This is a genomic window from Longispora urticae (genome assembly GCF_053902585.1).
Window position 1 is genome coordinate 64,872 of record NZ_JAQZSH010000013.1, and the last position, 14,695, is coordinate 79,566.

Annotated in this window: 13 protein-coding genes; 6 read left to right on the forward strand and 7 right to left on the reverse strand. The window is 71.6% G+C overall.

What is annotated here, in order from left to right; genetic code table 11:
• The first annotated feature begins 51 nt into the window (after positions 1–51).
• Positions 52–783, forward strand: a complete 732-nt coding sequence (locus tag PT931_RS07300; RefSeq protein WP_456244911.1) for a class I SAM-dependent methyltransferase — start codon at positions 52–54, stop codon at positions 781–783.
• Positions 784–787: 4 nt separating this feature from the next.
• Positions 788–1,417, forward strand: a complete 630-nt coding sequence (locus tag PT931_RS07305; protein ID WP_456244912.1) for a hypothetical protein — start codon at positions 788–790, stop codon at positions 1,415–1,417.
• A gap of 139 nt (positions 1,418–1,556) precedes the next feature.
• On the opposite strand, the gene PT931_RS07310 is transcribed toward PT931_RS07305, so the two are convergent.
• The 3 genes from PT931_RS07310 to PT931_RS07320 all read right to left on the reverse strand — a co-directional run bounded on the left by PT931_RS07310 (position 1,557) and on the right by PT931_RS07320 (position 4,939).
• The gene (locus PT931_RS07310; protein WP_456244913.1) at positions 1,557–2,153 is read right to left on the reverse strand and encodes a hypothetical protein; all 597 of its coding nucleotides are present in this window, start codon (positions 2,151–2,153) and stop codon (positions 1,557–1,559) included.
• Positions 2,154–2,380: 227 nt separating this feature from the next.
• Positions 2,381–3,880 (reverse strand): GGDEF domain-containing protein, encoded by a 1,500-nt coding sequence (locus tag PT931_RS07315; RefSeq protein ID WP_456244914.1) that lies wholly within the window; start codon positions 3,878–3,880, stop codon positions 2,381–2,383.
• 177 nt (positions 3,881–4,057) lie between these two features.
• Entirely contained in the window at positions 4,058–4,939 is an 882-nt protein-coding gene (locus PT931_RS07320) for an oxidoreductase (RefSeq protein ID WP_456244915.1), read from the reverse strand.
• 63 nt (positions 4,940–5,002) lie between these two features.
• On the opposite strand from PT931_RS07320, the gene PT931_RS07325 reads away from it, so the two are divergent.
• Positions 5,003–5,581 carry a TetR family transcriptional regulator gene (locus tag PT931_RS07325; RefSeq protein WP_456244916.1) on the forward strand — a complete coding sequence of 193 codons (579 nt, stop codon included), beginning with the start codon at positions 5,003–5,005 and terminating at the stop codon, positions 5,579–5,581.
• Between the two features lie 230 nt (positions 5,582–5,811).
• Here PT931_RS07325 and PT931_RS07330 read toward each other — a convergent pair whose 3' ends face one another.
• Together PT931_RS07330 and PT931_RS07335 are read right to left on the reverse strand one after the other, a co-directional pair.
• Positions 5,812–6,144, reverse strand: a complete 333-nt coding sequence (locus PT931_RS07330) for a TfoX/Sxy family protein (protein WP_456244917.1) — start codon at positions 6,142–6,144, stop codon at positions 5,812–5,814.
• Between the two features lie 11 nt (positions 6,145–6,155).
• The gene (locus PT931_RS07335) at positions 6,156–6,521 is read right to left on the reverse strand and encodes a nuclear transport factor 2 family protein (RefSeq protein ID WP_456244918.1); all 366 of its coding nucleotides are present in this window, start codon (positions 6,519–6,521) and stop codon (positions 6,156–6,158) included.
• Between the two features lie 61 nt (positions 6,522–6,582).
• Here PT931_RS07335 and PT931_RS07340 point away from each other — a divergent pair, with 61 nt between their 5' ends.
• The 3 genes from PT931_RS07340 to PT931_RS07350 all read left to right on the forward strand — a co-directional run bounded on the left by PT931_RS07340 (position 6,583) and on the right by PT931_RS07350 (position 10,842).
• The gene (locus tag PT931_RS07340; RefSeq protein WP_456244919.1) at positions 6,583–7,506 is read left to right on the forward strand and encodes an RNA polymerase subunit sigma-70; all 924 of its coding nucleotides are present in this window, start codon (positions 6,583–6,585) and stop codon (positions 7,504–7,506) included.
• A 364-nt stretch (positions 7,507–7,870) separates the two neighbouring features.
• Positions 7,871–8,713 carry an alpha/beta fold hydrolase gene (locus tag PT931_RS07345; protein WP_456244920.1) on the forward strand — a complete coding sequence of 281 codons (843 nt, stop codon included), beginning with the start codon at positions 7,871–7,873 and terminating at the stop codon, positions 8,711–8,713.
• A gap of 551 nt (positions 8,714–9,264) precedes the next feature.
• Complete coding sequence (locus PT931_RS07350) at positions 9,265–10,842, forward strand: nucleotidyl transferase AbiEii/AbiGii toxin family protein (protein ID WP_456244921.1); 1,578 nt, start codon at positions 9,265–9,267, stop codon at positions 10,840–10,842.
• Between the two features lie 167 nt (positions 10,843–11,009).
• On the opposite strand, the gene PT931_RS07355 is transcribed toward PT931_RS07350, so the two are convergent.
• Positions 11,010–13,973, reverse strand: coding sequence for a hypothetical protein (locus PT931_RS07355; protein WP_456244922.1), 2,964 nt, complete (start codon positions 13,971–13,973; stop codon positions 11,010–11,012).
• 187 nt (positions 13,974–14,160) lie between these two features.
• Positions 14,161–14,592 (reverse strand): hypothetical protein, encoded by a 432-nt coding sequence (locus PT931_RS07360; RefSeq protein ID WP_456244923.1) that lies wholly within the window; start codon positions 14,590–14,592, stop codon positions 14,161–14,163.
• Between the last annotated feature and the right edge of the window lie 103 nt (positions 14,593–14,695).

Consider the following 14,695-nt stretch of genomic DNA (forward strand, 5'->3'; position numbering starts at 1 on the left):
CTCTGTGGCGGAGGTTCGAACCCGCCCGGCTCCGGGCGTTATGGTTCGACGGTGTCGACTGATCCCTACCGCGACCCGGACCTGGTCGAGCTGTACGACCTGGACAATCCCGCCGGCTCCGACCACGCCTACTACCGGGCCCTCGCCGACGGGCTCGACGCCCGGACGATCATCGACCTCGGCTGCGGCACCGGCCTCCTGACCCGTGCGCTGGCCGGACCGGGCCGGGTCGTGTTCGGCGTCGACCCGAGCGCGACGATGCTGGCCTACGCCCGCTCGCGGCCCGGCAGCGGGGCGGTGACCTGGCTGCCCGGCGACGCCCGTGCCGTGCCCGTGACCGGCACCGCCGACCTGGCCGTCTGCACGGGCAACTCGATCATGCACATCGGCGACGGGGAGCTGCCGGCGACGCTGGCCGCGCTGGCCGGGGCGCTGCGCCCGGGCGGGGTCCTCGCCTTCGAGAGCCGCGATCCCCGGTACCGGGAATGGGAGCATTGGACACCCGACGCGACCTACGGCGAGCGCACCACCCCGTTCGGGCTGCTCAAGGAGTGGATCGACGTCACCGGGGTCTCCGACGGCCGGGTCGTCTTCGACGCCCACAACGTGTTCCCGGACGGCGAGGACCGGATCTACCGCACGACCCTGTACTTCCGCACCGCCACCGAGTTCCGCCGGGAGTTGGCCGCCGCCGGCTTCACCGACGTCGTCTGCGCGGGCGACTGGGAGGGCGGGCCCGCCGGCGACTCCGGACTGCTCGTGTTCCGCGCCCGCCGCGGCTGACCACATGGAACTGTGTTCCTTCGACGAGGCCGACGAGCGCTTCGACCTGTCCGGCCTGCCGGTGGGTTTCGACCCCGGCGACTGGCGGCGGGTCGGGACCGTCGAGGTCCACTCCGGCGCCACCCGCCTGGCTTCGCTGCTCGAGGACGAGGTGTCGGCGGAGTTCGTGGTGGTCGACGGGGACCTGCGGGTCGACGGGCCGATCGTGTTCGGCCGCTCGGAGTCGGTGCTCGGGCTGCTGGTGCTGGGCGCCGTGACCGCCGAGACCTTCACCCTCGGTCACGCCGACGTGTACATCACCGGCGACCTGACCGTCAGCCGGCACGTGCACACCCCACGGTCCGCGTCCGAGCAGGGCATGCTCCAGGTCGAAGGGCTGCTGCGTACCCCGGTGATCCTCCGCGAGGACGAGACGAACCCAGGGGTGTACGACAACCTGACGGTCCGCCTCGACCGGGGCCGCGCACTGGATCCGCGCCCGCCGGACCGCGCCCGCCACCTCGGCCCGGCCGACTTCCAGGACGCGCTGGCGGACCCCGAACTGCTGGCCCGGTACTTCGCGCCGGGCAGTATGGGCCCGGTCGTGGTCGACGTGGCCGGGCTGATCCGACACTGCCTGAACTGGGGAGGTTGAGCGGCGAGCCTCCGGGCCGCCGGGCCGGCCGAGCCCGGCGCGGAGTGCCACCGGAGCCCTCTTCTGAGCAACGGGGCAACGGGCCGTGCGTCATCTGGTGGGACGCGCCGGCTAGCCCGAGTTGACCGGCAGCTCCCCGTCACGCCCCATCAGCCGGTGGGTCTGGGACAATGGCCGGATCGATGGCGTGCTCAACGGCGAAGGCCGCGAGCAGTTGCAGCCAGTACTCGTTGTTCGTCCGGTACTCATGGCCCGGCACCGGCCCCGTCCCACCCTTTTCTGCCGCCCAGTCGTGGGTCTGGTAGCGGATCTTCGGATCGTCGAGGGCGACGTTGTATTCGCTGTGCACGCTGATCTGATTGATGCTGCCGTCGACCGCCAGGAACTGACCCTCGACGGTCCGGCTGACCCGGCCGGAATCGGGGTCACGCCTGAGCGTCGCCTGACGCCCGGGCAGCCACCAGCCGGAGATCACCGTTTCGTCGCGCTGCGCGGTTCTCTTGCTGAAGAGCCCACCAGTCTCGAACCTGACTGATCTGACGACGTCCACCGAAACGGGAATGCCACGCCGCGCCATCTCCCGGGCGATCGGCCGCGACACACGCAGCACCTCCTCGCGGCGGGCGCGCTCCTCTTCGCGGAGACGGGCGAAACCGTCCTGCTCAGCCGTTCGGCGAGCTTCCTCGTCCTGCTGCTGCTGACGGACTGTCGCCATCCGCTCCGCAAAACTCTCCATTGCCGGGCTCCAAACGTACGATCGTCTCAGTGGGCCGCTCGACAGTTCCCCCCGCAACGACTACCAGCGGTCCTCGCACCCCCTGGATCGATTGACGCCCATCAGACACAGCCAGAGCCGGCCGCACACGGCTACGGCAGCTCGGCGGCTGCCCTCACAGCGCGCACCGTCTCCACACCCGCGCAGGAGCCCGGGCCGGCCGTCGTGCGCGGCCGCCCGGCTCGCCGTCAGCCGGAACGCGCGGCCTTCCGCTGGGACCGGTCCAGCTCGGCGGCCTGGAACGCGGCGACCAGGTCCGTGCCGGGGCCCAGCTCCGCCAGGCCCATCGTGACCGCCACCGACGCGCCCGGTACCAGAATGTTCCAGTCGAAACTCCCGACGGCCACCGCGAGCCGACCGGTGACCTCGGACGCGGCGGCGAGCGGGGTGTCGGGGAGGACGATGACGAACTCGTCGCCGCCGTACCGGGCCAGGAAGTCGCTGCCGCGCAGGAGCCGACCGAGGATCACGGCCACCTGGCGGAGTACCTCGTCGGCCGACAGCCGCCCGTGGACGGCGTTGACCGTCGCGAACCCGTCGAGGCCGGCCACGACCACCGTGCCGGACCTGCCCTCGCTGGTCAGGTCGCCCACGAACCTGTCGAGGTGCCGGCGGTTGGGCAGACCGGTCAGCAGGTCCGTGTGCGCCTCGTCGGAGTAGCGGGTGACGGTCTGGCGCAGGTCGACCAGGTCGAGGCGGGCCGCGACGCCCTCCACGTACAGGCTGTGCAGGCGGGCGGAGCGGTCCCGCATGCCGCGGTGCACGATCCGCTCGGAGGCCAGCGCGGCGGCGAGTTCACCGTCGCGGGCGTAGGCCATCGCACGCAGCCGGTAGATCTCCGGCTCGGGGACGTGGCCGTCCGCCTCCACCTCCTCGAGGAGGGCCAGCGCGCGCTTCGGGTCGCCCGCCGCGACGGCCAGGCACGCGTCCGCCGCGAGCATGACCGCGACGGCCTCCGGTGACGTCGCCTCGTAGGTCTCGGTGAACACGCCCACGGTGCGGTGCGGGCGGACGCCCAGGGCTGCCAGCCGGGCGGCGGCGTACACCAGGAAGGGTGTCTCCTGGGGTTGGATGTCCTCCGGGCCGAGGGTCGTGTTCACCCGGAGGAGTTCGCGCACGCAACCGGCGGTGTCGCCCTGCTGGTCGAGCCACAGCGCGTAGCGGACCCTGATCTCGGGATGGGAGAAGGTCGCGGGGTCCAGGCCGGCGGTCGCCGCGATCCGTCGCGCCCGGGCCAGAGCCTCCACGGCCTCGGTGTGGAAACCGATATACGAGTACGTGACGGCGACGTCCAGCCAGGCCGTCGCCGACGCGAAGCCGGACGGCGCGCGCTCCAGGGCCCGGACCCCGCGCACCAGGTGCTGGACCGACAGTTCCAGCGCTCCCAGCCGTTGGGTGACCCTGGCCGCGAGGGCGTGGAACTCCCCGACGATCGCCGGGTCGTGGAACCGGTCGAGCAGCGCGTGCACGGCGTCGACGGTGGCCGGGCAATGCTCGATGTCGTCGAGGTTGAGCTGCGCGCTGAGCTTGTACAGCAACACGGTGGCCGCGGTCCGGTCCGAGACCGCCCCGGCCAGTGCCTCGTCGGCCAGCGCGACGGCGTCCGCCGGGCGGCCGGCGCGGATCAGGCGGCCCAACTCGTCGAGGAGTTCGGCCGGTTCGCCGCCCGTCGCCGTTGCGTGCGTCATTCGCGCCCCTTCGGGGTTGGTGGTGTCCCTCATTCTCGGCCAGGAGTCAACCCTCCGGGGTGACTTCGTCCGGAACGGACACCGGGGGTGTCGATGTCTGGGCGCGGGCACTGTCAGAGGTGGAGCGGGGCCGGGCGCACCGTTTCCCGGGTGACCTGCCGACGAACCGGCACGACGCTAGTACGCGACGCCGGTCGCGGTCTCGGAGATGTCCCAGAGTCGGCGCGCGGTCGCCGGGTCCGTGGCGCTCTGCGCCGGTCGGACGAGCTTCGGATAGCCCCGCATCTCCCGTCTGCCGTCCGGGCCGTAGAACTCGCCGCCCCGCGCCCGGGGGTCAGTCGCCGCGTACAGCTGGCTGAGGACGCCCAGTTCCACGCTCTGCGACTGGAGTTTGGTCAGGATCCACGCCCCGGCGCGCATCAGGCCGGTCGGGCCGGTGACCTGGAGGTTCGTCGCCGCGAATCCCGGGTGGGCGAGGATGCTGCGGACCGGGGAACCGTTCTGGCGCAGTTTTCGGTCGAGTTCGAGGGCGAAGAGCACGTTCGCGTACTTGGACTGGGCGTAGGCCGCTGTCGGCGAGTACCTCCGGGCGCTGGTCAGGTCGTCGAAGTGGATCCGGCCCCGGTGGTGCATCGCGGAGCTGACGGTGACGACCCGCCCGGTGACCCGGGGCAGGAGGAGCCCGGTGAGCGCGAAGTGCCCCAGGTGGTTCGTGCCGAACTGGAGCTCGTTGCCCTGCCGGGTCAGGGAACGGGGCGTCATCATGATGCCGGCGTTGTTGACCAGTACGTCGATGGTCAGGTCGTCGGTGTCGATCCCGGCGGCGAACGCGCGGACCGATCCGAGGTCGGACAGGTCGAGGTCGCGCACCTCCACGCTGCCGGCGAGGCCGGCCGCCGCCGCCTCGCCCTTGGCCCGGTCGCGGACGGCCATGACGACGTGCGCGCCGCGCCGGGCGAGTTCCCGCGTCGTTTCGAGGCCGAGGCCGCTGTTGGCACCGGTCACCACGAAGGTTCGGCCGGTCTGGTCGGGGATGTCGGACGCGGTCCAGTTACTCATGCGACACAGCATGCACTTTATGGCACAGAGTGTCAACCATGGCGTTGGGGGTAGAGTGTGCCCATGGTCAACCTCGGTGAACGCAAGCGGCAACTCGTCCGCGACGAGCTCTCCCACGCGGCGCTGCGGCTCCTCGCCCACCAGGGGTTCGAGGAGACCACCGTCGACGAGATCACCGAGGCCGCCGGGGTCTCGCGGCGCACGTTCTTCCGGTACTTCCGCTCCAAGGAGGACGTCATCATCGAACTGCTCGGCGACCTGGGCTCGGCGGTGAGCGTGCACCTCGCCGCCCGGCCCGCCACGGAGGCCCCCGCCCCGGCACTCCGGGCCGCGCTCGCCCTGGTCCTCGACGAGATCTCCACCCACCCGGAGAAGTCGCTCGGGCTGACCCGGATCATCCTCGGCACGCCGGCACTGCGGGCCCGCTACCTCACCGCCCAGGACCAGTGGCGCGCGTCCCTCGCCGCCGAACTCGGCACGCGCACAGGACTCGACCCGACCACGGACCTCCGACCGGTACTGGCCGCCGGCGTCGCCCTGGTCGCGCTCGACGTGACCCTGGACCGCTGGGCCCAACTGGACGGGGCCCACAACCTGGTGGAACTCCTGGACGAGGCCTACGAGGCACTCGCGGCGCACTAGAAGGACCGCCCCGGGGCGGGCTCGCGGCCGACGGTGACGTGGCCGTCAGCGGCCGGACCTGGTGTCCGCCCGCCGCGTGGGTGATCAGGAACGCCCGCATGAACACCCGCCACCAGTGGTGGCCCGGCGGCGCCGAGCCGCCCAGCACTCCGGCGACGCCAGCCCGGGTCACGCGCCGTCAGCCCACCCATCGGCGCCCGCTGTCGGACGGGCCGCGTGTGCGCGGGCACTCATTTCGGTGGCAGGTCTCCAGCGTGGGCCACGCCCCGTTCCACCCAGGTGGCCAGGGCCGCCTCCGCGGCGCAGGCGTCGGCGGTGACGGTCATCCAGCCCGCCAGTTCCCGGCCGCGCATGATCATGGTGGCGGCGCCAGGCTCGGCCAGCAGGGCCAGGTGGTGGCCCGGGTCTACGCGCACCAGCAGGCCGCCCTGTCCCCGGACGACCACGGCCATGTTGCCGTTGACCAGCCAGGCCAGCCCGCCGAACATCCGCCGGGTGCTCGTCCCGGGCCGGCCTTCCAGGAGCGCCGCGACCCGCTCGGCGAGATCGGAGTCGAAACCCACCCCGGCCCCCTTCAGTGTGCGCGGCGCGCGAACGCGTCGAACGGCGTGCGGTCGAACACGAACCGATTGTGCACGATCAGGCCGTCGCGGACGGTGACACACTCGGCCGCGGGCGCACTGGCCGCGGGGATCGTCTCGGTGTCGTACATGATCAGGGCGGTGGACTCGTCGCCGAACGCGGCGATCACCTCCGCCCTGATCAGGAGCTTCTCGGCGAACGGGGCCAGGAACGCCCGGTAGGCCGCCACCCCCTCGATCCGCCCGGCGGGAGCCTCGCAGACCACGTCGGTGGCGAGGTAGCTCATCGCCAGGTCGAGCTCCTTGCCGGTCCAGGCCCGGTGGTGGGCGAGAGCGATCTGCAATGCTGAGCTGATCATCAGATGTCCTTCCGGTGTCGGTACCCATGCAGACACCGGGACCGCACGGATCGGAACGGTCGTGGCCGAAGAAGTTTTCGAAGACCTCGTCCGGGCACACCGGCGCGAGCTCCTGGTGCACTGCTACCGGCTCCTCGGCTCGCTCACCGACGCCGAAGACGTCCTGCAGGAGGTGCTGCTGTCCGCCTGGCGCGGCCTGGACGGCTTCGAGCACCGCTCCACCATGCGGACGTGGTTGTACCGGGTCGCCACCAACCGCTGCCTCAACGCCCTGCGTGACCGCTCCCGGCGGATCCCACCCGCACCCACCCCGCCGTTCACGCCCCCACCGCCGAGCCGGCTGGGTGAACTGACCTGGATGCAGCCCTACCCCGACACACTCCTGGGCGACATCCCGGACAGCGCCCCGGGCCCCGAGGCACGCTACACCGCCCGCGAGGCGGTCGAGCTGGTGTTCGTCACCGCGTTGCAGCGCGTGCCGCCCCGGCAGGCCGCGGCCCTCGTGCTGTGCGATGTGCTCGGCTACACGGCGGCTGAGACCGCGAGCATGCTCGCGTTGACACCCACCGCGGTGAAGGGCCTGCTGCAGCGGGCCCGTGCGTCCGTCGACCGTGACCGCGACGGCGTGTCCCGCCCGCCCGCGCCGGGCGACGCCGACGTCGTCCGCAGGTTCGCCGACGCCTACAGCGCCGATGACATCGACACGGTCGTCACACTCCTCACAGACGACGTGTGGCTGGCTATGCCACCCGCTCCGCACGAATACCTCGGCCTGGCGGCGGTCACCGGCTTCCTGCGTGCCGGTGTCGACTGGCGGGCCGGACGCAGGTTCCGGCTCCAGCACACGGCCGCCAACGGCCAGCCGGCCCTGGCCTGCGCTTTCGAGGACGGCCGTCCAGCGGGACTGTTCGTCATCACCCTCGCCGACGGCGGCATCCGCGGCCTCACCCGGTTCCTGGACGAACGGCTCCTGCGCTACCTGTGATCGCGCCGCCCGTTACGGGTGGTGGTGTTCGGGGTGGGAAGACCAGCCGGTCGGCGGCGGAGTCCGGGGCGGGCTGGTCGGCGACGCGTCCAGCCGGCCGTTCGGCGTCGCGCGACGGCCGCCCCGTCGCGGGGCCGGACCGCTGGAGGACCCGGACCGGCGTGAATTCTCCCTCCGGAGCCGTGTCGGATCGGGGCGGTCGTGTTCGTAGCAGTGGTGAGGGCGCGCACGACGCCACGCCAGTCACGTGAGGAGACGCCATGACCGCCACCGCCGCTGACCGGTGACCGGTCGGCGCGGCGAAGCGGGGACCAGGGTCCCGGTGCGGGTCAGTTCTCAGTCGACGATCTGGAAGGGGCCGACGATGCGGTGGAAGGTCAACGGCGTCACGTTGTACGTGGAGACGTTCGGGCACCCGGCGGATCCACCGGTACTGCTGATCGGCGTCACCACGCTCAGCTGGCCGGAGGAACTGTGCACTTCGCTGCAGGGACGGTACGTGGTGCGCTACGACCTGCGCGACGCCGGCCGGTCGACGTTCGTCGACCCGGACGCGCCCGCCTACGACCTGCGCGATCTGGTGACCGACGCGTCCGAGTTGACGTCGGCGCTGGGACTGGGGCGCGTGCACGTGGTCGGGATGGGCGTCGGCGGTTTCATCGCGCAACTGCTCGCGCTCGACCACCCCGACCAGGTCGCATCGCTGACACTGGTCTCCACCCGGCCGGTCGCGCCCGGTCCGGTCGACGCCGACCTGCCCGACCACGCGCCGGAGCTGATGGGGCAACTGTTCGGACGTCCGGCGCCGGACTGGGCCGACCGCGACAGCGTGGTCGACTACATGACCGGCACCGCACGGTTGATGTCCGGATCGGCGGGATTCAACGAGCGGGACGTCCGGGCGACCGCCGGCTCGGTCTTCGACAGTGCGGGCCGCACGGCGAAAGCACAGCGCGCCAGCCACCTCGGCACGATGTTCGCGGCCATCGACTGTCGGCCACGGTGGCGCGAACGGCTCGGCGGGATCACCTCGCCGACCCTGGTGATCCACGGGGTCGAGGACCCGTTCTTCCCGCACGGGAACGGCGTCGCGCTGGCCACGGAGATCCCGGGCGCGACCCTGCTCACCCTGCCGGGCATCGGTCAGGGCCTGCCCCGCGTGACGTGGCCGGCCGTCGTGGACGCGTTGTTGCGTCACACCTCCTGAACGCCTCCCGAACCCGAGGGAGGGTGACCTTGCTGCCGGGCACCCCGGTCAGGATGTCGCGGGCGCCGGCTCGACGGAGGCGCTCGATCACGGCCCATGACCGCTCGTCGGGCACCCCGCGGGTGGGCAGGTGCAGCGGCGTCAGCCCCTCGCCGGTCTCCACGTCCACCGTCTCGATCCGGTTGAGCCCGATCACGATGGTGGTCTTGCCGACACCCACCCCGCCGCCGACCATCAGGATGATCTCGCATCGCCAGGGCCGGCCCGGGGACAACCGTCGCAGGGAGGCGCGCACCGCAGTCACATCGACGTCTACCACTGCCATGGCGCGCCTCGCCAGCCCTGTCGAGTGGCGCTACCGGGCCGGCGCCAGGGACCGTCAACCTAACGAGGAACCGCCGGGGGTCCTATCGGGAAGCTGACATCCGGGTACCCCGGTGGTGGACCTGGACGAACTGCCGGGACCGGGGTGGTCCGCCCGGCCGTGTCAGCGACGGGCCGCTGGCGTGAGCACTTCCGACGTCACGGTTGCGGTGTGGGAGGCTGCTCCGATGGTCGACTTCACAGGGGAATTCGAGATCCATCTGACCGTGTCCGCGCGTCGGGTCGTCGACGTGCAGGTGTTCGCAGCGCGGCACGGGCTTGGTTTCGCGCACATCATCCTGAATCGGGGCTACGGGGTCAGCCAGCCGATGCTCACGGTGTCCGGCACCGGAACGGAAGAGGTCGCGCACCTGACCGCGCGGCGCTGGCAGGTGGACGCCGAGGCCGCCGGTCTGCGGGTGTCCCGGGTGAAGATCGAGGTGGCACCGTGGAACGAGGGCGTGCCCGACACGGACGAGGCCGCCACGGGTCGGCCGCCGCGGGAGTACTTCGAGCACCACGTGAAGCTGCTCCTGCCGGACGCCGGTGTCGAGCGCCTGCTCGCCCTGGCCGAACTGACCGCCCCGCACGGGGCACAGCCGTCCCGCAACGCGCGTCGGCGTCGCTCCGACTCCCGCGAGGAGCGGTTCGTCACCCAGCGGTGTCGACAGGTGGGGCAGGCGACGGCCAGCGCCCGTCTGGAGGCGCTCCTGGCCGACCTCCGGGCCTCCGGACACGAGGTGGTGGAGACCGAACAGGAGTACGTGATCCACGACAGCAACGAGCAACTCGACCACGGCTGGCTGGAACCGGTCGAGAACCCCCGCTGGGACAACTCCTGGTGGACGGAGCGCGATGCGGCCGCCCGGACCGCCCCGGCGGGCAGCGCGAACTATCCGGCCACGTACCAGCCGGCGCAGGGCGAGGGTGTACGGCAGCGTGCGGTGTTCGACCCGGCGGTCAAGCAGTACGAGAGAGCGTTCCGGCCCGGCGAGCCCGACTTCGCCGACCCACGGCGGGGCGTGGAGTGGCGGTCGGCACGGCGCGCGGCGATGGACCACGTGCTCGGCCTCGTCGCGGCCGCGCCCTGGGCCGACAGTCTGATGCTGCGAGGGAGCGCGCTGATGGCCGCGTGGTTCGGCGACGCGGCGCGGGAGCCGGCGGACCTGGACTTCGTCGTACTCCCCGCCGACCTGGCCGCCGACAGTGCCGCCGGCAGGAAGCTGCTGGCAGCGGTGATCGACGCGGTGCGGGCCTCGCCGGGCTGCGGACTGGACGCCGCGCGGGTTGCGGGCGCCGACATCTGGACCTACGAGCGGGCCGAGGGGCGCAGGCTGGTGTTTCCGTTCGTCACGCCGGGGCTGCCGGAGGGGACCGTGCAGCTCGACTTCGTGTTCGCCGAGCCGCTGCCCCTACCGCCGGAACCGATCGTGCTACCAGGGTTGGACCGACCCCTGCTGGCCGCCACACCAGCGCTGTCGCTGGCCTGGAAACTGCAGTGGCTGGCCACCGATCTGTGGCCCCAGGGCAAAGATCTCTACGACGCCGTACTCCTCGCCGAACACACCACCGTCCCCCTGGCCGTGGTGCGCGAACTACTGCGCCCCGAGTGGGGCGGTGTCGCCGACACCTTCCGCCCCGAGACGGTGCTCACCCTCGACCCCGGAGACTGGGACAACTTCCGCCACGAAGGCACATGGGCGCGTGGCCCGGGAGGAGACTGGCTGCGCCGGCTGGCCGTGGCCCTCGACCGCTCGGCCGACTGACCATCCCGCACGGCACCAAGCCCGCGACGACCCAGCCTGGTGCGGGCACCAAGATACCGACACGCGCAGGCCCGGTCCCGACGGTGGGAGTACGCCGCCGCGGGCTGGCCCGCACAACGAACGGCGGGACTGCCGGATCGTGCCGGGCCGCGTGGTCCCGCACACCCTCAGGGGCGCTTCGGCAGCGCGCTGCGGACCACCCTCGTCTCGCGGCCGTCGTGCCGGATCATGCCCGCCAGTTGGCGCAGCAACTTCTTGATGCTGACATGGAACGGCACCACGACCACGCGTACAGCGTTCATGTTCGCCGACAGGAAGTTCTTCACCTCCTGCTCGGACAGCAGTTTCCCGGGAGGCAGGCCCAGCACCTTCGACAGCTGCACACGCAGTTCCGCGCGGACCGCGACCGCTTCGGGGTTGTCGCCGTCGCGCAGCAGCCCGATGGCCCGGGCGGTCCACTCCGCCCCGGTCTGGGTGCCCTTCTTCCCGGACCTGAGTTTGTTCAGCTCGACCGACGGCGACTTCGCGCCCTGTTCGGGGATGTCCCGCCATTTCATCTCGAAGTGGTACACCTTCAGTTGGCCGTTCTCGATGGCCACCCCGAACCGGTCGAGCCCCTGGCCGGACTTGCCGCCACCGGAGACGATGAAGGCCATCGGGGGCAGGCCGCCGAGTCCGCCCTGGAGCAGTTGCGAGGTCGCGTACGTCTCGAATTCCAGGCCGTAGTTTCGTTGCACCGGCAGCGCTTCAGCGTGCCGGGCCGCGACGGGGGCCAGGTCCAGGGTGCCGGTGGCCAGGGTGACGTCCGGCTCGGGCATGGCGTCGATCAGCTCGGCCAGGGTCTCGGCGCTGCTGCCTGCGGCCACCGCGGCGGCGATTCCCGGGGGCAGGGCGGCCATCGCGCCGCCGGCCGCCGCGCTCTGCACCGCGCCGAGCAGCACCTGCCGCATGCCCTTGTCGAAGCCCTGGCCCCAGGTGGCGTCGCGGGTCATTGTGTCCACGGCGCCGCTGATCCCGCCGACGATGGTGCCCTCGGCCATCTTCGGCCCGTTGGCGGCCATGAACTGCCGGAACGCCCCCGGCGCGGCCTGCCGGGCGGCACTGGTCGCGGCCTCCTCCAGGGCCGGGGTCGCCAGCCCCTTACCGAGCACCGGGGCGACGGTGTTGAGCATGCCGTCCACCGCGCCGCTGACGAACGCCTGCGCGCCGTCGGCACCGACGACGTCGAACCGGTCGCCTTTCGCGAGCTTGTTGGCCACCACCTTCGTCATCGCGCTGGCCACGGCGGCCCGGGCCACGGCCAGCAGTGCGAACTCGACGCTCGCGACCCCGCCGGTGAGCAGCCCGGCGAGGAGGCCGGCGGCCATCTCCACGACGCTGGCGACGGTGGCCTCCAGCTCGTCGCGGTAGGCAAGGAACGCGGTCAACGCCTCCTTGGTAGCGGCGGTGAGCCGGTCGATCTCGGCCTGCGCGGCGGCGTCGGGGTTCTTGCCGCCCCGGATGACGGCGGCCTGCAACTCGCGGTTCTCGTCCGCGAGAGCGGCGCTGGCCCCGGTGAGCGAGCCCGCGCCCGACCCCGTCTCGCGGGTGACCGTGGCGTCGAGCCAGACCGCCCGTTCCGCCGGGGTCAGATGCGCCGGTTCCAGGATCAGCAGGATCTTGTTGCGGGTGGCGGTGCCCAACGCGCCGACCTTGGCCCCGAAGGCCGCGTCGGCGGCGAGCGCGCGCCGGGTGCCGGCGTCAGCGAAGGAGGTGAGCAGGAACAGCACGTAGTCGTCGTTGCCCGGGTTGGTGAGCACGTAGTCGAGCCGGGGTCGCAGGTCGGCGAAGACGTAGCTGGCCAGGTACCCGCGCTGGTGGTTGCTGGTGTACTGGTCGACGAACCTCCGGAACGGGGTGCCCGTCGCCTGGTACGCCGTCCGGAACGTCGTGTAGTTCGGGTCCGTGGCGTTGCGGAGCACGTCGAACACTCCGTCGGCGTTGTTGCCGCCCAGGGACCGCAGCAGTTTCACGGCCGGGTCGGCCAGGATCCCGGCGTCGGCACCGATCCCGAGCAGGGCGTTGAACCGGTCGAGGTCGGCCTTGCTCATCCCGCCGAAGGTGGCGGTGAGGTTACTCAGCCGCGGGTCCTTGGTGGCCAGCGCGCCCTTGAACTTCGCGATCTGCGCCTCGGTGGCGTGTGCGACGGCGTCGAAGATGAAGTCGGTGTCGGCCGTGGTGTACCCGGAGATGGCGATCACCACGGTCCGGATCAGGATGTCCTCGGGCGCGACGTCCTTGTCGAAGAACAGCAGGGCGCGGGCCTTGGTGTGCAGTGACGTCTCCCGGCTCAGGTAGCTGACGACCGGTTCGCCGTACGATGCCTCGAAGTCCGTGGCGATCTTCTTCGGGTCCTCGCGTTGCAGCGCGTTGAACAGCAGCGGGGCGTCGTTCGTCCCCTGCACCGTGGCGATCTTGACCTCGTCGGCGGCCCGGGGGGCGCCGAAGGCCAGCAGCGCGGCGATCCGGAACCGCTGGGCGAAAGTGGCCCACGCGGTCTCGCGCATGACCGCGCCGGCGATGCGGCTGGTGGTGCCGTCCGGGAGCTTGTAGGACTCGGGATAGTCCGTGCCGTAGCTCCTGGTGAAGTCGTCCTCGGCGGCGGCCCGGTTCGCCTTGACCTGCGGGGCCAGCCGGGTGACCGTGACCTCGTCGGTGAGGAGTCCGTGGATCGCCAGGTACAGCTTGTCGGCGAGCCGCAGTTCGCCGTAGTTCAGGTAGCATCGGGCGCGGAGTGCATCGGCCGACGGCAGCGCGCCGAGATCCTTGTCCAGGCTCCGGCGGTACCGCGTGTCGTAGGTCTTGAGCAGTTCCTCGCGGGCGTTCTTGTGGACCAGCAGCGTCATCAGCACCGACTCGGGCGGGCCGTGCGTGGCCACCAGCCAGCCGTGCAGGTCGTCGACGGCCTGGCTGAGCTGTCCCGGTGGGGACACCCCGACCCGCTGGACCGCGAGGCCGGCCGCCACGGCCCGGTTGCCGGCGGAGCGTTGCAGGTCGAGCAGTCGGGCGGTCCCCGGCGCCTGCGCCGACGGGGGCCGCGCGCGGGCGGGTGCCGCCCGGTCGGCTGCCCGGTGCCGGTCGTGCTGCGTCACCTCCTCATTGTTCGTTTCCGGGGCCCGCCGCGCACGGGCCGCGGGTGAACGGTCCGTGGCCCCTTCGGGCAGGCTCAGGCGTCCAGCCACCACCGGTACGCGTCGAAGGTGATCCGACCCGGGAAGTCCCGGACGGGCCCGGCTGTATCAACAAGGTCCAGCGGCAGTCCACTGAGGTGACGCGGACTCACTTCAGGCCGTGGACCGTCGCGCCCATCTGGCCCCATTCATGGTGCGAGTCGTAGTACTTGTCCAACTCGCAGGTGTAGTTGCGCCAGTTTCCATCCTGGCCCTCCGGTCCGACGGTCACCTGGCCCGAGACGTACGCCGAGTCCCGCCCGTCCTCGTCCGTGCCAACGATCACCCGGTCGCTGTATGCCTCCGGGCCGATCTCGATCTTGTGGCGCGCAAGCGTACGCGTGATGCTGGCTCGGCACTGCTCCCTGGCCGCCTGGAATGCCCGGTCATGTCTGGACGCGTCCATCAGCCGCTCGACTCCGATAGTGGCGACGACGAGCAATACCGCGAGGATCGCGATCAGTACGACCGTTCGGGGCCGTGCTCGTCCGCGGCGCTGCTCGGGACTCGGCTCGACATCGACAGCCCCCGCATCAGTCATGCGCTGATGATAGGAAGCTGTGCCGCAGCTCGCCACCGGCTTCGAGCCGCACAACAGAGGCACCGAATCGTGCCGTCCGGTGACGTATCCACTCCGGCTCACT